14 protein-coding genes are annotated in these 18321 nt (G+C 43.4%); 6 read left to right on the top strand and 8 right to left on the bottom strand.

Annotated elements, in window-relative coordinates; translation table 11 throughout:
* Positions 1-152 precede the first annotated feature (152 nt).
* Complete coding sequence (locus EKG38_RS06080) at positions 153-890, top strand: NYN domain-containing protein (RefSeq protein WP_126519349.1); 738 nt, start codon at positions 153-155, stop codon at positions 888-890.
* A 444-nt stretch (positions 891-1334) separates the two neighbouring features.
* Here EKG38_RS06080 and EKG38_RS06075 read toward each other — a convergent pair whose 3' ends face one another.
* From EKG38_RS06075 to EKG38_RS06060, 4 genes are all read right to left on the bottom strand, one after another.
* Positions 1335-2204 carry a hypothetical protein gene (locus EKG38_RS06075; RefSeq protein WP_126519348.1) on the bottom strand — a complete coding sequence of 290 codons (870 nt, stop codon included), beginning with the start codon at positions 2202-2204 and terminating at the stop codon, positions 1335-1337.
* 10 nt (positions 2205-2214) lie between these two features.
* A complete protein-coding gene (locus EKG38_RS06070; RefSeq protein ID WP_126519347.1) occupies positions 2215-2922 on the bottom strand; it encodes a Bax inhibitor-1/YccA family protein in 708 nt (235 codons plus the stop codon).
* A gap of 191 nt (positions 2923-3113) precedes the next feature.
* Positions 3114-4397, bottom strand: coding sequence for a tyrosine-type recombinase/integrase (locus tag EKG38_RS06065; RefSeq protein ID WP_126519346.1), 1284 nt, complete (start codon positions 4395-4397; stop codon positions 3114-3116).
* 347 nt (positions 4398-4744) lie between these two features.
* The gene (locus EKG38_RS06060) at positions 4745-5422 is read right to left on the bottom strand and encodes a TorF family putative porin (RefSeq protein ID WP_126519345.1); all 678 of its coding nucleotides are present in this window, start codon (positions 5420-5422) and stop codon (positions 4745-4747) included.
* 569 nt (positions 5423-5991) lie between these two features.
* Between EKG38_RS06060 and nrfD the strand changes: the two genes are divergently transcribed.
* From nrfD to EKG38_RS06045, 3 genes are read left to right on the top strand one after another with little or no spacing between them, the layout of a single operon-like run.
* Positions 5992-6888 carry an NrfD/PsrC family molybdoenzyme membrane anchor subunit gene (gene nrfD, locus EKG38_RS06055; protein WP_126519344.1) on the top strand — a complete coding sequence of 299 codons (897 nt, stop codon included), beginning with the start codon at positions 5992-5994 and terminating at the stop codon, positions 6886-6888.
* A 9-nt stretch (positions 6889-6897) separates the two neighbouring features.
* The gene (gene dsrO / locus EKG38_RS06050) at positions 6898-7614 is read left to right on the top strand and encodes a sulfate reduction electron transfer complex DsrMKJOP subunit DsrO (RefSeq protein ID WP_126519343.1); all 717 of its coding nucleotides are present in this window, start codon (positions 6898-6900) and stop codon (positions 7612-7614) included.
* A 4-nt stretch (positions 7615-7618) separates the two neighbouring features.
* On the top strand, positions 7619-10699 hold the full coding sequence (locus EKG38_RS06045; protein ID WP_126519342.1) for a molybdopterin-dependent oxidoreductase: 3081 nt from the start codon (positions 7619-7621) through the stop codon (positions 10697-10699).
* 239 nt (positions 10700-10938) lie between these two features.
* On the opposite strand, the gene EKG38_RS06040 is transcribed toward EKG38_RS06045, so the two are convergent.
* The 4 genes from EKG38_RS06040 to EKG38_RS06025 form a co-directional block, all read right to left on the bottom strand.
* Positions 10939-11901, bottom strand: a complete 963-nt coding sequence (locus EKG38_RS06040; RefSeq protein WP_126519341.1) for a LysR family transcriptional regulator — start codon at positions 11899-11901, stop codon at positions 10939-10941.
* Positions 11902-12050: 149 nt separating this feature from the next.
* Entirely contained in the window at positions 12051-13223 is a 1173-nt protein-coding gene (locus tag EKG38_RS06035; protein ID WP_185826785.1) for a site-2 protease family protein, read from the bottom strand.
* 171 nt (positions 13224-13394) lie between these two features.
* Entirely contained in the window at positions 13395-15065 is a 1671-nt protein-coding gene (locus EKG38_RS06030) for a flagellar assembly protein A (protein ID WP_126519339.1), read from the bottom strand.
* Positions 15066-15270: 205 nt separating this feature from the next.
* Entirely contained in the window at positions 15271-16302 is a 1032-nt protein-coding gene (locus EKG38_RS06025) for a methyltransferase (protein ID WP_126519338.1), read from the bottom strand.
* A 439-nt stretch (positions 16303-16741) separates the two neighbouring features.
* Between EKG38_RS06025 and EKG38_RS06020 the strand changes: the two genes are divergently transcribed.
* Together EKG38_RS06020 and EKG38_RS06015 are read left to right on the top strand one after the other, a co-directional pair.
* Positions 16742-17155, top strand: coding sequence for a hypothetical protein (locus tag EKG38_RS06020; RefSeq protein WP_126519337.1), 414 nt, complete (start codon positions 16742-16744; stop codon positions 17153-17155).
* Complete coding sequence (locus EKG38_RS06015; RefSeq protein ID WP_126519336.1) at positions 17139-18320, top strand: hypothetical protein; 1182 nt, start codon at positions 17139-17141, stop codon at positions 18318-18320. The genes EKG38_RS06020 and EKG38_RS06015 overlap by 17 nt, the downstream gene beginning before the upstream one ends.
* Position 18321 lies beyond the last annotated feature (1 nt).

Below are 18321 nucleotides of genomic sequence, written 5' to 3'. Positions count from 1 at the left end.
GAGTGAGGTATAGTCTAGTTAAAGCCAACTTAACGGTAACAGTAATTATCATGGTATTGATCTACCTCACTTAAATTTAGTGCCGACATATTTAGCGGTGTGGTATTGTTGATGACATGAGTAGTCGTCAGGTTGTAAAGCAAGGAATGCGAATGAAAGATAAGGAAAAAATTGCTCTTTTTATCGATGCCGATAATGCACCAGCAGCGAAGATTGATGTGATTCTGTCAGAGCTGGCAAAGTACGGTGTAGTGAACATACGCAAGGCTTATGGTAACTGGAAAAGTCCTAACATAAAGCCTTGGGAAGATGTATTGCATGAGTATGCCATACAGCCGATCCAGCAGTTCGATCTCACCAAAGGTAAGAATGCCACAGATATAGCATTAGTCATTGATGCTATGGATATCCTCTACACTAAAGACGTTGATATCATATGTCTGGTGTCATCTGATTGCGATTTCACCCCCCTAGTAACTAGAGCACTTGCAGACGGTAAATTCTTAATTGGGTTTGGTGAGCGTAAGGCACCAAGTGCTTTCGTAAACAGCTGTTCCCGCTTCCTATACCTAGACGAATACGAACAAGAACAAGGTATCGAAGGGCTACCTAAGTTTGATAAAAGCCTGAACAAGGACAATAAGCTTATTAGTCTTTTAAGGCAGGCAATAGAGGCTGTTGAGGAAGATGATGGATGGGCTAGGCTTGGTCCTATTGGTTCACATATATCCAATCAAGCATCTTTTGATCAGCGAAACTACGGCTTTAAAAAATTAAGCGATCTTTTTGCTGCTATCGATCTGTTTGAATCGAAGATGACTCAAGGAACAGTGATTTGGATACGCGATATCAAGAGGGCGAAGCAGCAAGCTAAGAGACTATCATCGTGAGACTTCATGATAATCATTATGCTCGTACTTGACCGCTCTAGAATGACATTAGCCTAATCGCTCCAAGTTCACTCGGTTGAGCCGAATTACAGCCTGTTGTGAAGTGGTTGTAACTTACGGTTACCGTGAAGTTAAGCCAGATTAAGTCGAAAAATGTACGGTTTACCAATGGCTTGCCAACTTAACGATAATAATCATTATCGTTAAGTTGATTCATATATTTACTAGCTTCAAATGAGTTCATATCTCAGTGTACAGGTACTATTCATGTAGATGACTATTTAAGGGGGAGCAGCCAGGTTGAGTATCAACAAAAATGGCTTACTATGTGCTTCCCTTAGTTTTCTTCATAGATACTTCTCCAATGATATATAGGGTGGGATTACCCTATACCTTGGCAGAAGTTTATCTCACGGCCCGCGTTAACAATGAATATCTTTACTCTTATAAAGCTCTCAAGCCAGACACGCTTACGTAAAAATCGCTTCCCCCTTCGATGTTCTCTACTGTGTATTCGATAGGTGTTTGATTTGTAAAGTTATCATTGCTTCTTGTTAATTCGAGTTGTGCTGCACATTCGTGTGCACCAGTATTCTCGTTAGTATCTACAGTTCGAATCATCAAAACAGAAAAAGAGAAAAGCTTTGCATTGTCAGTTCCGTATCGATTAATCATTGTATTGTTTACAATATTTACAACGGTGTCTTTGACTTCTCCGTTAGAGCAGCTAGGAGCACCTGATGTTGAGCCTGTAAACATGAATCCAAATAATACAATAGTCGAACATAATATAAGCCCCAAAGGAGATGCTAGAAGACCTTTTATTCCTTTTTTGTCAGTCAGGATTTTTATCTCATTTGATATATCACTTCCTTTACCCTTTAACTTGCTCTTAATCGCATTAGCATCAATGTTGCCAAGTTTATCAGCTACAGAATTTAATGAATCATTCTCTGACTTGGTTTCTTGGTCAAGATTACTGCCGCAGTGTTTACAGCATTTCTTTCCACCGACTAAAATTTCAAAATCTGTATTTTTTGTACCTGTTTTGATGCCTTCTTGAAATGATACGTCTTCTGAAATTGATACTTCTTTTACAATCTCTGTAATGATTCCAATAGATGACAATTTACTCTTTACTTGTTTGGCCTTTTCATGATCTAGTTTTTTTTTCAGTGCATAGGATTTACCATTAAAAAGTTGGCTTGCTTTAGATTCTGGCAATTTGAGGAATTTAGCCAAAAGAATTCCTATCTTAACCGTGTCTTTTCCTTCAACAGTGCGCCCTTTAAAAATGATTTTGTAAGTTTCCATATGTTGTTTCCTATTCATCACTGTTCAACTGCATAAGAAATCTCAGTACATACCAAAATAACAAAGCGATTGCTGCAAATAGATGTAATGAAGCGGCAACGTATTGGTCCGTCCTATATTCATTCTGTATGGAGTGTGTTGTATATAATATTGAAGCTGAGGCAAACACAATCATTGTGCCAGAAAAGATAATCCCTAATGAAAAACCAAATATGATGCTGGCTAAAATTACGCCAACTGCAACAAAACTACCAATCATTAGAGCCGGTCTTAATATTGAAAAATCAGTCTTAGTTGTGTAAACAGTAAATGAAAGCCCGAATACCAATAAGAGAGTGATAAGTCCGGCCGGAGCTATTAAATCAGGGGCAAATGTCATAGCCTGATACATTAAGGGGACAAAAACTACAGCCTCTGCAACTACGTACAGCACTAGTCCTGCATATTGAGTTTCTTTTGATACCTCCGAACGAGCCCAGTTATCCGCTACCCATGATACTCCCATGAATAACCCAAGAACTAACGGCCAACTCCACTTTTTTCCTGTCATGGCAGATACTAAATTTGTTACACTGTCCATGCTTAACAGTAGTCCTTCAAGGACTATGAAAGCTAGGATTGCATATCCTAAATGAACATAGGTATTTTTGATAAACTCAAGACGTTCGCTGGCTGGCGCTTCATTGACACAGTCCATTGTATGATGTTCAGCTTCCATTCTTTACTCAACTCCTTCTAATGTATAAATTTAGTATATATAACGCTTTGACATAAACAGTGACTAATATCAAAGAGATATTAAATATAGTGGCATTTATATACAGCTTCCATTGTTTAGTTTAATTGGTTATATTTTCCGTTGTTAGTTGTTCTTCCTGTTAATCGGAGAGTCACCACTAGCTAGGCTAACTAGATACAGCCACGCTTTTTATACTCAAGTCCCCACTCATTAAACTGCTTTGCTAACCTTGCATGGCTTTTCGCTAAAGCAGCTGGCGAACGAGTGGCCTTTTTAGGTTTGGACTTTCTAATCTCTACACCGGATAGCTCACGAGAGAACATCTTTGGTATGACATGACTGTAGTGTTGCTCAATCATTTGCAGACTTGTACCGCATTGTTTAGCCAGTACTTCCATACTTACGTCACCAGACATCAGTTGCCATGTAATATAGGTATGGCGTAATGAATAAAGTGTTCGGACACCATGTGCTGATTGTTTTAATCCTACATCAACTAATGCCTTATCAAACGCCTTTCCAAGCTCTTTAGTCGTTGAGTCATCGGCAAGCCTAAATAACTTATCTGATGGTTTCCTATCTGGAAATCGTTCACGCAGCTCTTCAATACAAGAGAAGATTTCATCACGACAAACTATCTCTCTGGTGCCTGTGTGTTTGGTTGTTTTACCCTTCGTTACGGTCACATAGAAAACGACATGGTGCTCGTCAGTTTCCATGTGAATATCACCCCAAGTTAAGCTCTCCATCTCGGTGCCGGGTCTAATACCTGTGTGTACGGCAAATTCCATATAATCTAAAAGCAGTTCTCTGATTTGGCGTGTTTTCTCTTTGCGGCTATTTTCTTCGAGCAGAATGATCGCATCGTAAGTTTTCTCGTATTCTTCTTTGGAAAATGCAGCGCGACGTTGGCTAGTTAAGCCTTCGCTGTTGAGTACCGGGACTTGCATTGGGATCATCCACTTCCTTACTATGGCTTCCTTGAAGACCATTTGAAGAGCAGCGTTATGTGTTTGGATTGTGGACTTAGCAGGTATACGTTTGAACTCTTCAATCCGCCATTTATCAAACTCACGGATCTTCTCTTGATCAATGGAAGTAATGAAGATGCGATCGAAGTAGGGGATATGGTACTTACGCAGGGCACCTATGTAATCTTTGTAGATGACCTTACCACCGCCATGCATTAATTCACTCTGCATCTGGTCGATGGCTTTCTCAGCCACATCTTTAAAGCGTTTGCTGTCGATTAATGTATTGGTTTCGGCTCGTATTTCATAATCCATATAAATACGGTGAGCCATTGCTATGGCTTCATTCAGATCTGTCTTCTTTGTGGCCTTGACGTACCATTTACCGTACAGCACGAAGCGGCAGTACCAGTATTTACTGTTACTCTGAAGGTAGACATAGAGTTTGTCTGAGATGTTGTGACGTTCGATTTGTTTGCTCATTCATCCATCATAATGAGAAACGCTTGTTCTTGCAAAGAATTTGCAAAGGTGTTTTATTTGATTTTTATCTATTGATATTGTTAAGTATTTTTAGAGGTGTTCTTTTCAAAATCCGTTGCTTTCGAGCGTGACGGTTCAAGTCCGTCCTCCGGTACCAATCCCTTTTATTAGGGAAAGGAAGAACCTGCTTTTTAGCAGGTTTTTTTATGTCTGAAATTTGTCTTTTTTTTCCAATCAAAAAGCAATGGAGCCTCTATTAAACAGCTCCATTACTCCAATCTCTATATCTCTTTCAATATTAATGCTGGTGATAGCTTCCCTTTGAACTGCTTACTTAATGCAGAAAATTAGAAGTTATACGCTAATCCAACCATATAGTGGTCATCGTTAAACTCGTGGTAACTGGCTTCCAGCATCAGATCCAGCTGTGACAGTAACGGATAGCTGTAACGTAGTGCGACATCGTAGGCTGTGTCAGCCACTTTGCCATTGTCATCAAACTCATAGGCTTCGGCATCGGTAAACAGACCCGCATGTGCAACCAGGCTGCTGTCGTTAAATAGCGGGAATGAGTAATTTATTTCGGTATACCAAGCTTCTACATCCTGATCGTAATTAACCGCCAGATTCATCGCCTGATAATCTACCGATAGAGCGTATTCCACAGTGTCGCCGCCATCGCCATAGGTATACTTCATGGCATTGAAGCCAAAGCCAAGATCGTCAGTGGCCATCAGGTAATAACCGCCGTAGTAGTCGATTTCGTAATCCTTGACCACAGTATCCGCGTCCTCATAACGATAGGTCTCAAAGGAGGTTCCTAAATAAAAGCCGCTATCGTGTTCGACCATAAGATCGGCTTGGAGCGATGGCTTATCATCACTGATTGTCTGTCCACGCCAGAGGTAGTTGCTCAACCCCATCATCACTCCTGATGTCGTAAATTGGCTCTCTTCGGCAGCAACAGTCTGACTGGCACTCATAGCCATTGCCATGATGCACGATGATAATAGTAATTTTTTCATCATTAACCCTTATATTAAATAGTTTTTATAATTGATAGTTAGTATATTTGTTATTGTTCGATTGTTTGTCGTCATTTACTTTACAAGATTTTAATTTGTTTTAATAAGTTGGGTTGTAAAAATATCGAAATGCTTGCAGTTTTATATTTGTTTGTGATTTTAGTTTTTATTTTTACTTTTTGATAAATGCTTTTCCTGTTTTGCTGGATATGGTTTCAAGTCTAAATTGTTGTTTAAATAAAAGCGCCTTATTTTGTGTTGGTGGTTATCTTGTTGTTATGTAGGGTTTTTATCTTGCGGGTGGTTTTCTTGTATTTCGGGAAATGTATTTTTCGAAATGCATAAAACATGGTTTGAGTCTAATAAAATAAATTGAATTTATATTTAATAACGTTGTGTGACTTAGTGCTGTTTTCGTTTTTATTAATGTTATGTATTATTTTGTCAACGGTCGGTTTATTTTTTACAGTTTTAAATTGGTCTAGATTAATTATGCTTCCTTTGGTCGTCGGTTTAGTGAAAGTAATAAATCGTCAATAAAGGTATAAATATTATAATAAGGGATATTTATGAATGAAGTTCATTGGGGGCTGTTAGTCGCAGCCTATCTGTTTTTAGCCGGTGCGGGAGCCGGAGCTCTGTTTATCAGTGGTAGTCTCGTGCTGTCAAATAAAATAGAAGATAAACATCACTTAGATACGGCAAAGATAAGTGCCATTCTGGGGACACTGTTATTGATTATTGGTACGGGAATGATCGTATTCGATCTAACCTCATTCCAATACGGGATTGCTCATGGTGATATGAGTAAATTCTTCCGTTTCTACCGCCTGTTTATGACGTTCGAGCCAAGCTCCATGATGAGCATAGGGACCTGGCTGCTGACTTTGGCGATTATCTTTGCATTGCTCTTTTGTTTCTCATTCAGAGGAAAAGCGAATCAACCTGGCTATAGCAGATCCTTTGCAATGATTAATGTGATCTTGGCTATCTGCGTCGCTTCATATACGGCGTTACTTATCGGTGATATCAGTCATAATCTGGTTTGGTCAAACAGTATTCTGGTCGTGATCTTTCTACTGTCGGCCCTCTCTTGTGGCGCCGCGGTGGTGCTAATGGTCAAAACCCGTCTCAAGATAACAGATACCAATCATTCCTTCGCTAAATCAGATTCTGCACTGTTGGCGCTCGAGTTACTTACTGTGTGTGTGTTTGCCTACTCGATTCGCAACATCAGTATATTCAATGGAGTAGACAACCTGCTTTCTATTTCGAGTGATGCCGGTGCTATCTGGTGGATAGGTGCCGTTTTAATCGGATTAATTATGCCGTTATTGCTGAACGTAACGTCAATCATCGGCAAGACAATCGCATCTCATAGCAAAGAGTACCTGTTAGCTGTGTTGATATTAATCGGTGCATTTTGCTTGCGCTATTCGGTTTTACTCGCAGGTCAGTATTATTAGGAGTCTACGATGCTAGATAGAAGAAGAGCCCTCAAACTATTGGCTGGCGGTGCAATTGCTACAACTGGGGTAATGTTTATGCCAGCGGGCAACGCGATTGCAGCCATTCGTCAACAGGGCAAAAAGCGACTGGCCATGGTGATCGATCTTAGCCGATGCAATGGTTGTAAAGCCTGTGTTGTCTCCTGTGGCATGGAAAATGGCACCAAACCCGATGAACATCGCACTCAGGTTATTCAAACCAGTGCGGAAATTGGCGATAAACAGTACGCATTCAATCTGCCAATCATGTGTAACAACTGTGAGACCCCCTCATGCGTGTCTGTTTGTCCGACGGGCGCGACATTCAAGCGTGAAGAGGACGGCATAGTCGTAGTGGATTCTACGCTGTGTATAGGGTGTAACTACTGCATCCAGGCGTGCCCATATGGCGGGGTTCGTTTCACTAACTCGACAACGGGTACCGTAGATAAGTGTAATTTCTGCATTCAACGTACCTCCAGAGGCTTGCTGCCTGCGTGTGTCGAGACCTGTACCGGTGGTGCACGTGTCTTCGGTGATATTAACGATGTGAATAGTGAAATATCCAATCTGCTCAGCCAGAGTAACCCTATGGTGCTGCAGGCGAGCAAACAGACTTCACCGAATGTTTTTTATATTGGCTTGACGCAAGAAGAGAGCAACACCGCGTTCAGTATACATTCTCCTCAATTGTGGCAGAGGTAGCATCATGGATCGTAGAAATTTTTTAAAGGCGGGCTCGGTCGCCGCAGTGATGACAGCGGGTACAGCAAGTACCCAAGTGTTGAGTTCGGCTAGTAGTAAAACAAGTGATGCAGATATTAACAGATATGCGCCCACTTCATTAACGCCAGAGTATCGCTTCGATGCGGACAATAAGATGATTGAAAACCAGGATCAGCGCTTCGCTTTTTCCAAGTGTTACGGTTGCTTCAATGTCTGTGGTGCGCGACTGAGTATCGATAACAAGACCGACAAGGTGTTACGCGCCGTGGGTAACCCTTACACCTTGACCAATAATGCCGGTCAACCGATGACAATGGAAACATCGCCTAAAGATGCCATGTTCCAGCTCTCTGCGGCCAGTGGTCTGAGTCAAAGCAATCGGGCCACACTGTGTGGTCGTGGTAACGCGGTTCCCGATGCCTTTGATGATAAACACCGCATTACCTCTTGTATGAAACGAGTCGGTAATCGTGGTGAAAACAAGTGGCAAACGATTTCGTATGAACAATTGCTGCAAGAGGTCGTTGATGGCGGAGATCTCTTCGGTGAGGGTCATGTCGAAGGTTTGAAGGCGATTCACGCTAACCCTGCATTGGCTAATCCGGCTTACCCTGATTTTGGTCCGGTAAAAAACCAGTTGCTGGTTTCAACCTCATCAGAACAAGGTGCGCGGGCCGATTTTATGCACCGTTTCGTTGCTGAATCATGGGGAACACCCAATATCGGTACCAAGGATTCTTACTGTGGTCACCAGCAGGTTGCGGGCTGTGCCTTGGGTTGCTTCGACGCCGTCGATGAGATGGCGCTGCCTCAAGCCGATTATGAAGAGTCAAAGTTTGCTATCTTCATCGGCACGAACCCTGGCACCAGTGGTAATGGTTTGAATGTAGGCTCTCGTCGTTTATCTAAGGCGCGTAGCGATCGTGATGACTTTAAATATGTGGTCATCGATCCTATTCTGCGCTCATTAACCTCGGAAACTGATACCACAAATGGTGAGTGGCTACCGATCAAATCCGGTGGTGACACCGCGTTAATGTTCGCTATGCTGCAGTACATCATTAATCATGATCGCTACCGCAGGCATTATCTGGAGGCGCCCAGTCAGGCAAGTGCCGATGCCGTCGGTGAGATGAATTACACCAACGCAACGTACCTAGTGGTAAAAGATAAAAAACACCCTCTGTATAACCAGTTCCTGACTGCTGAGGCCTGTGGATTAGGCGACGCGGAAGTGAAGATGGTGATAGATAAGCAAACCGGCAAACTGGTCACTGGTGATAGTGAGCAGGCGGCAGCATTATTCTATAATGAGAGCGTGACACTGGGAGATGGTTCACAGGTACTGGTTGAAACAGCGTTTTCGCTGCTTAAGCAGCGCGTCAACAGTCACTCCATGCAAGATCTGTCGAAGCGCTGTGAGATCCCGGTCGCCAAGATAGAGGAGTTGGCCAAAGAGTTTACCTCCCATGGTCGCAGTGTCTCTATTGAAACCAATACAGGCTGTAATGCCACCGATGGCGGTCAGTTTGCCTTTGCGATGATCATGCTGGCGACTATGGTCGGCGCGCACAATGCTAAGGGTGGCATGATGCATATGGGCGGTGTGGGCTATGCCACCATGTATGATATCTATGATGGTCCCTTGTATAACTTGATGGACTTCGAACACACTGAGGTGGTCGGATTTAATGCCGAGCGTTCCGGTGATTATGAACAGAGCCATGAGTATCAGCAGAAAGTGGCGCAAGGGCTGAACCCATATCCGGCAAATGAGGCATGGAACAACACTTTTGTGCAAGATAACAGTGGTGAGTTGCTCGTCGCCCATGCCAATAAAAACCCGTTCAACTTCAAGGCCTGGATCACCTGGTCTACCAACCCTATTTACGGTTGTTCAGGTCTGCAAGATCAGGTTGAAGACTCCATCAAAGATCCTAAGCAGCTGGGCTTGATCATTGCGCTCGACCCTTATATCAACGAAACCAATGTTTTCGCAGATTATATTGTCCCGGATACGCTTCAATATGAAGCATGGGCAAGTTCACGTATGTGGGGCAGCGAATATATTGGTGATGTGGCTTGTGTTCCGGTTGTCGAAGCGCAAACCGCTAAAACTGCCAAGGGTGAGCATGCCAATATGGAGCAGTTCATCATTGACGTCAGTAAAGCAATCGGCTTAAAGGGGTTTGGCGATAACGCATTTACCGATGTTGCAGGTAGATCATACCCGCTAAATACGCCGGCTGATTTCTATGTACCGCTGTTTGCAAACATCGCTCATACAGGCACGGTATTACCTACGCCAACGGCAGAAGACATTAAGTTCACCAGTGTCGATCGCGCTTTGCCGATGTTCGAGGCACGCTTAAAGCCGCAAGAGATAGGGCCAACAGCATTCATGCTGACTCGTGGTGGACGTTATGAGCGTGTCGATGAGCGTTATGAAGGCGACTTTTTCAACGCGGCGATGCGTATGGATACTCAGTTCCAGATCTATAACGAATCATTAGCCAGAGTAAAAGACTCCTATACCGGAGAGTACAATGATGGTCTGCCTGTTTATGATGTTGACCGTTTCTGGGATGGCAGCGCGGTTCGAGAGCACTGGAATGAGAAAGACTATCCGTTTAACTTCTCCACCTTTAAGTTGCACCTGCGTAGCCCCTATTCAGTCTCCCTGCCTCGCATCACAGCATTAGGAGATACAAACTATATTCAGTTACATCAGGATGATGCAGCTAAATATAACCTGAAATCCGGCGATAAGGCTCAGGTTCTTTCACCTAAGGGCAAATACTTAGAGGGAATAGTTCAGGCGGATAAAACGGTTGCCCGGAGCACTATCGTCGTCGGCATGGGTTATGGCCATACCGCATTCGGTGCCAGTGCCGTCGAGGTGGATGGTAAGGTGCGTCCGGGGATTAAAGAGCGTGGTACGGGGATCTGCCCCAATGCGTTCAACGTCGTCGACCCAACCCGTAAAGGCGCCAGTCTTTATCGCGATAGAACCTTCGGTTCGACGGCGAGGCACGGTGTGCCTGTAGGGATAAGGAAGGTGTAAAAGTGAGTCATTAAACGATAGGGCCTCCTCGTTATCGGTAATGAGGTTGGCCCGAATTGTGTTTAGCTAGTGAATATTCATCTTTTTATACATTGAGGAGTGAGTTGTTGTGCGCTTAGCTGGCGGATAAGTCGTTCCCCCCCATCCTGTCGGCTCTACAACACCTTTTACCCTATATCCTCTATTTATCTGATTAACGGATAAATAGAGGATTTTTTATGAAGCCAGCATTTAACGCTTTAAGAATTTAGCGCCAGATACCATTCATCTCTGATGGTGTTAAACAACTGCTGCTTGAGCCAGTGGTGAGTCGCCGATTGATTAATTTCGGAGTAAATCAGATAATTTCCTACTCTGCGTCCTACGTTGATCACATCAAGTAGTTGTTCGGTAAGCTCATGGGGGAGGGGACAAGTTTGTATATCCGGAATTAAGTCAAAGTACTCCCGGGTAAATACATTGCAGCTCATCGAAATTGAACCCGTATCGATAATATGACGACTCAGTGCGGCTATATTATCTGTGGCCCCTGTGATATTAAGATTCTTTCCCTGTTTGTTAGCTATCTGCTTCAGTAGTGGTGAGCAGAGGTCGTTAAAATTATCCAGCGCAAAATAACCATACTTGCATAGATTGTCGACAGTAAGTTCATCATCGAAAACCGGATGATCGGTCTTGGCGATTAAAAACAGCTCTTCAGTCGGGGAGAGCATCTCGCTGATGATTTTATGGTCTTTAAAATTTTCATACACCACGGCAAAGTCTATTTCACCTTGCTCGATGGCCCTGCTGCAGTCGCTGGACAGGGTTCTGACCTCAAATGTTAAATTAGGCGCCTGTGGCAAAACGAATTCATTGACGACTTTATTTATCGCATAGGTAAATTCGTTGTAGGCATAGATCTTAAAATGCCCCTTGGCGGTCAGCGGGTTAAATTGGGTGTGGTTGTGCTTGAGAACCTGATAACCGTGTAGAAGCTGTTTCACGCAGGGTAAAACCTGTATCGCCTTATCGGTTAATACAAAACCCTGAGCCCGGCGAATAAACAGTACGTCTTTAAAGATGTCCCGTAATATACCTAGATGCCGGCTTACCGACGAAATACTCATGCCTAATTCGTTGGCGACTAAGCCGGCGTTCAGGTGACGACTCACGGATTCAAATACAATTAAAGAGTGATAATCTAGCCGTTCAATATTCATGTTTGATACAAAGCAATTCCTTTGTTATTTATTATCATATGATACGTGTTGCGGCAAACATGGAGTGTCAAATTTGAGCTGTGGCTTGGACTTTAGTGGCGTGGTTTTTAGCGAGTAGGGCGTGATGATTCACGCCCGTAAGTATACCTTTAACTTTGTAATATTTTCAGTGGTAAGCCCAGCATGTCGTCACCCGAACCAGCCAGATACCAGATGATTGCTATCAAGGCCCCTACCGTCAGGAAGTACCATAGGGTTGAGAATACCTGACCATATCTGTCTAAAGGCAAGAGGTGGCTCTGGTGACGGGTTTTCCACTCAAAAACGATCTCTAAACTCCCAATCAGCAATAAGAAACCTAATAGAGCTAAGCCCAGAGTATAACTAAGGTATACACCGATCGCGGCTCCCGCGATACAGGCTCCGAGTCCCAGGATACTGTTCATGGAGAAGCTGATACTCTTGAGTATATGGCCGCCATCGAGAGGGAGAATGGGCAACAGGTTAAATAGGTTTAATAGTGCATTGAATGCGGCGAGTCCGGCAAAGAATACATTTCCGGTTAACCAGTATGCCACCAATGAGAGTATTGACATCAGTAAGCCAAAGCTGGGCCCCATTATCGAGATCACCACATCTTGCCATCGGGTATTTATCTTCTCATCACTGAGAGCTAAGCCTCCCATGAAGGGGATGAGGTAGATCCCTTTCGTTTTCATTCCAAAATACTTCATCGCACGAATATGACCATATTCATGAAATACCAGGCAAGCGATAAGTGCGAGTGCAAACTGGAAAGAAAATAGCCAGGAGTAGGCAGCGATGCTGGCGCCGGCGAGTACCACCTTGATGACTTTAGCACTCTTGAGTAACTTAAAGCCAAGGGACGCCAGTCCGACTAAGCTGAACTGTTTTTTCGTTTGAACTGGCTTTACCGGAACCTGACGCTCGATATCTTTACTGTTTCGGCTCCCTGTTGCGATAACGGCCTCATCTTTAATGAGTCGATAGTCGATATTAAAAGGTTGCCACATCAGGTCGATCTCTAAGCTTACCTTAATGCTGGTTGGAGTCACATCGTCTTCATCCTGAGGCGTTGCTTCAGGCTCAGGTCGTGTTTTGTGTTGTTGAACTTGGCTGGTAAGCTCAAAATTGTGGATTCTAAGTCCTTCATTATCGGCACTGGCCTGTTTGACCGATACTAAGGTGTCTCCCCAAAAAAGCTGTTGCCAGCCAGCCATAGAGCCTTCCAGTCTCAGCTCCTTTCCTAAACAATCAATTTTTAGTAGTTCCACAAATAATCTCTTAACTTCAAACGGCATGTATATTTCTGGAGGAGATTATGCATGGAAAGGTTAGGGGAAGCGAGAGGTGTGATGGTTCGTTAGCGACTATATCTTAATCAGTGGGAAAAGAATGTATTTTTGCTTTGATAAAGAGTGTCACAAAGGCCGAACGGTTGGTGCAAGGTGATCAACCGCTCGGGATCTTTGTTAATTTCGGTTACTGTAATCGAATTTAATCTCTTGATTCTCATTGAATACGATACAGGTTCCATGTTCACGTTGGGTTCGATTAAAGGCTTGGCCGATATGCAACTCGACGTTGGCAAAGATATGTTTATGGGCCTCTATGCGGTTATCTTGATAATAGCTCTCGACCTCTTGCTTGGTAAGCTCATATTCAACCTCCTCCTTGGCCCACTCCTCTGTGATGCGCTTCTTCTCCTCAACCATCATCTTCACTTGTTCGACCATCATCTCGTCATTTTGCCATTCACTCTTTGGTGGCAACTTTTTAAGGCGAGCTTCAATATCTAACTTAGCAACGACCATGCTTTTAACCGCTTGATCCAGCTCCTTCATGCTGTTTTTCAAGTTACTCTGCTCCATGGCGCAGAATACTTCGGTCTTAGTTCCCGCAGTTGCTCCAATGATCACCGCCTTTAATCCTTTCGCGGCCTCTACTACACCGCCGACGAGATCTCCTCTGCGATTATTCGCATCGCTTACCGTTAGTCTTTGTTTAGTTCGTGTATGGCTGTGTAGCAACTGCTTAGTCACCAGGATTTCGCCCTCGGCATCCAAATCTGAGTATTGAATGAATTGAGCACATATTTGCCCCTTGGCTTTAATCTTAGTGGATAGCTCTCTCTCTTTGAGCTGTCTCCCTATGATCCCTTTACTGACAATAACATCGCCGTCGGCAAACAGGGACGCGGAATCGACAAAGCCGATGACGGTGATATCACCACTACACTTTACAACCATGCCTTCGTGAACATCACCTGTGATTAAGATACTGCCTTTAAACTCGACGTTACCATAACCGACATCGACATCTTTGATATTGAGTACATCGTCAACCTGCATTCCCGTTTTGGTTTCAACAGGTTGTCCCGGAACCGCGGCGAGTAACAGGTTAGGGTTTGATTCTGATAATTCGGTACCTTCCCCGGCTGTAAGGGAGGTATCTTTACCGGGTAGTGGGGAGAGTATTTGACCATGGATGTTATAACCTTCGATACCCAGCGTGGCCGGTTTTTTCTCCATGAGTAGATCGCCGGGCTTTACCATGATGACAGCGCCTAAATTACGCATATCAACAGTGCCGTCTTCATTCTCCTGAGGTTGGAGCAGGCGTTCTCTGGCAAGTGGAACTTTTCTTTCAATGAGTGCGTTGTCACCGTTTAAAGAGGGCTTTCCCGATGCAATAACGCTACGACAGGTTTTTCCCGGTCCGAGTTGAGTTAGCTGCTTGAGAAGTGTCTGAATTTTAACTTTGCTGAGTCCCATGCAGACATTGTTCGCCTTCAATGCCTTCAAGATATCCTGAATGCTTACTTCCTCGCCGCCCCAGGCTGCGGTAAGTTGCATCTCTGACTCCATCTTATCTTCGCTGACTTCTATCTCTATTGTTCCATTGCGACGCTCTGCAATTTTAAAAAACAGTTCGAATTGTCCATCGTCCTGACCACAAAGTTGGTTTATTTCGATAACAGCCTTCAGGATAATGTTTTCTAAAGGGAAAAGCTGCTCAAATTCGGGGAGTGATAGCAGCGCAAGAATAGCTTCCTCGGTTACTGGACCATGGGTATTAGGAGTAATTCTTAATTCGACAAAAACATTGTCAGCACTTAGTTCAACGAGTTCTGGATCCAACATAGTTAATTCCAATGCAATGAATAGTTATTATTCTTCTTCTTCTCTAGTACTCGAGTATAACAGCATAAAGTTTGACCTATGAAGTCCTAACTGTCTGAAAATTGAATGGAGTTTGTAAGGTTTGAAGTAGAGCATTATTTTGAGATATTTGAGGTAGAGCGGCATCGAAATTTAATACCGCTATGTTTGTTCATGTTTATTTGTATTAATTATTGATTTTGTTTGAATAAACCTTGTACCGGTTGTTTTCTGCAGAGACATGGACTTGCTTAAAATGAGTCGAAATTGAATCACTATATGGAAGATGTCTATTAGCAACAATATGCCAAACGCCCCCCTTTTTTAGCTTCTGCACACTATCTTTTACAAAATTTTTGGCAATGTCGGTGGTACTTCTCAAGCCATCGTGAAATGGAGGGTTAGATATGATGCCATTAAAAAGCCCCTTGGTTTGAGTCAGTCCATCTGAAGGATAGGTGTCGGCTGTAAAGTTATTGGCTGCTAAGGTGAGCTTGCAAGATTCAATCGCCATTGCATTGATATCGACGCATTCAACTTTTAGCTCAGGTTGTGCCTTGAGTAAGGCTGCCGCTATAACGCCGGCCCCACAACCAAAATCTAATACTCGGCCAGACATCTTAGGCAGGTGAGACAGGAGCAGTTTTGTTCCTTCATCTAAACGTTTTTCACTGAAAACTCCAACAAGATTACAAATTGTAATTTCTCCTTGAGGGGTCTCAAGTTGATAATTACGTACCCAGTCCGAGAGATTAATCTGAGGAGCTTTCTCTATGAGTTGACTCACATAGAGTAAACAGTGCCTTGCACTGTCTTGTTTGAAAGGGCTATCGAAGTAATCTGGTACCTGTTTGACGATTGAGCGAATACCCCCTTTATTTTCGCCGACAACCAGAAGTTGGCCATTTTGATTCAGATGAACGCCAGCTAAGTTTAGCAGGTAGGAAGCAAGTGCCTTCGCCTTGGGGTAATAGATAATCACCGTATCGAATTGCTCTTCATCAGGCAACATGTGACCAAAGTGAAGTGCTAGATTTTGCTCGGCATATGGGCTCATTATCAGGTGATGATGATAATCGAGCGATAGTGCAGTGACTTTTTTAGCGTTTTCCAACAATTGTTTGGGTAGCAAGTCGCCTTCATAGTTAAGCACTAATACATTTTGATCGGTAAATAGACCGCTATTTCTAAGAATGAGTTGAGATGGATTAGTTAACACAACTGGCCAGAGTCTGAAAATTTGGCCGCCATTATAGCTTAAAAACAACTGGATTTATTCGTCTATTATTCCTGAATGGCTTACCCGGTGAGGTGAGCTCCTCCCAATTTTCTGGACTCATATTTATCTCAATGAATCTTGTCAATTTTTTGGGAACCCAAGGGTATGCAAATGTTGTAACTAGTTGTTTTACACTGGATCTAACGCTTAAGTTTTGATGTGGTAATTCTAAGCTTTGCACTTTTAACCTTCCGTTGACTTAATAGTAGCTGTAAATATTCGTCCATAATCGAGCGACATAAGAAATTTTTGCCTAAGCTGTAGATGAGTGAAGTTTAAGAGTCACTTTGATGTCTACAGGCATTATATGAGTTCTATACCTTAAGGTTCCGAACTGGATTAGTGTTAAGCGTTTTAGGGATAGTAAGGAGACTGGAGAATGCGCCTGTTGGCTACATGGATGTTAGTATTTTATCTTTTCTGTGCTCATTCGAGTGCGGCTCAGGTCATCGTGAATGATTCGGCCACCGATTTTCCGTTACCTGCACAGGAACTTCGTCTGATTTTTTCTATGCAGAAAGTCTATTGGCCGGACGGACAAAAAATAAAAGTATTTATCCTCGCTCCAAGTTCAGATCTACACAAAGAATTTTGTTATCAAAAACTCGATATGATGCCATATATGCTTCAGCGCAGATGGGACCGGCTGGTCTTTTCCGGTACCGGTGAAAGACCTGTTATTTTAAAGTCTGAAGTTGAAATGAGAGAACTGATATCGAGCACTCCCGGGGCAATTGGTTATGTCGGTGACTCAGCTTCTGTGGCGGGAGGTTTCTATGTTTACAACCGTTAAGCACTACTCATTGTCGTTGTGCTCCCTGCTATTACTTAGCTCATCAGTTGTTACCGCTTCAGAATGGCAATTAAGCGGATTTATTGGCCAAGGTTTTGTTGCTGCAGAAGATACTCAATTTATCGTTGGAGAGGACAGTAGCACATTTGATATTACTGAGGCCGCATTTGCCGTGTCGTGGAAACCTATAGAGCATGTTCGATTTGCAAGTGCACTGACCTTTAGGCAGTGGGGGACGCTTTCCGAGCCTGATGTCATGTTTGATTATCTGTTTGCAGAGTATAGCCATCAGTTTGGAGAAGGAATGCTGGGCATTCGTGCCGGACGATTTAAAAATGAAACGGGTTTCTACTCCAGCACCCGTGATGTCCCGTTTACGCGTCCGAGCATCATGCTTCCCCAGTCTATCTACAGCGATTATTTTCGTGATGCGCAGCTGCATATCGAGGGGGGAGATCTCTTTGGTATGCATCAGGTGCTCGATGGTGTTGTCGATTGGCACATCTCGGTCGGTCAGGTCAATGTGACCGAAGATTTAGATCGTAATGTGATGGGCAGTACAGATTTTGGTGAGTTTAGCGCAGAGGATTATTACTCCGGGGATATTGAGTTTCAAAATGATTATATACGTTTAGGTGTTAGTTATTACGATGCCGAGATTAGCTTTGAACCTTCCGCGCCTGGTTTCTACTATCCTGGTGATATCCGATTAAAAAACTGGGTGTTTTCAGGGCAGTTCAGATATGAAAATTTCGAAGTGACAGGCGAGTATCTTAATGGAGACAGAGTGACGAATGGGCTTGTAGCCCCAACAGAAGCTGAAGACCTATACGACCCCAGTGTTGGTTACTATATTGACCTTAGAGCATACCTCCCGAATGAGGTGGAGTTATTCGTTCGATATGATAAGCATATCGATAACACCGACGATCCTGATGGGACAAATTACGAGGCTGTATACGGTTCACCCGCTTACTTTGGTTATACGAAAGACTGGACTTTCGGTGCTCGCTGGTTTCCAAGCAACGATTGGTTACTCGCGGTCGAATATCATGAGGTTGAAGGTGCTTCCTGGGTAACGCCTATTGTCACTCCGGACCCTCTGACTCAGGCGAAGCATTGGTCTCTGTTTGCCCTGCAACTCTCATATCGCTTCCAGTGGTAAC

The sequence above is a fragment of the Shewanella canadensis genome, assembly GCF_003966225.1.
GTDB classification, from domain to species: Bacteria; Pseudomonadota; Gammaproteobacteria; order Enterobacterales; family Shewanellaceae; genus Shewanella; species Shewanella canadensis.
Note: the sequence above shows the minus strand (reverse complement) of the source record. Positions and strands in the feature narration are given on the sequence as shown.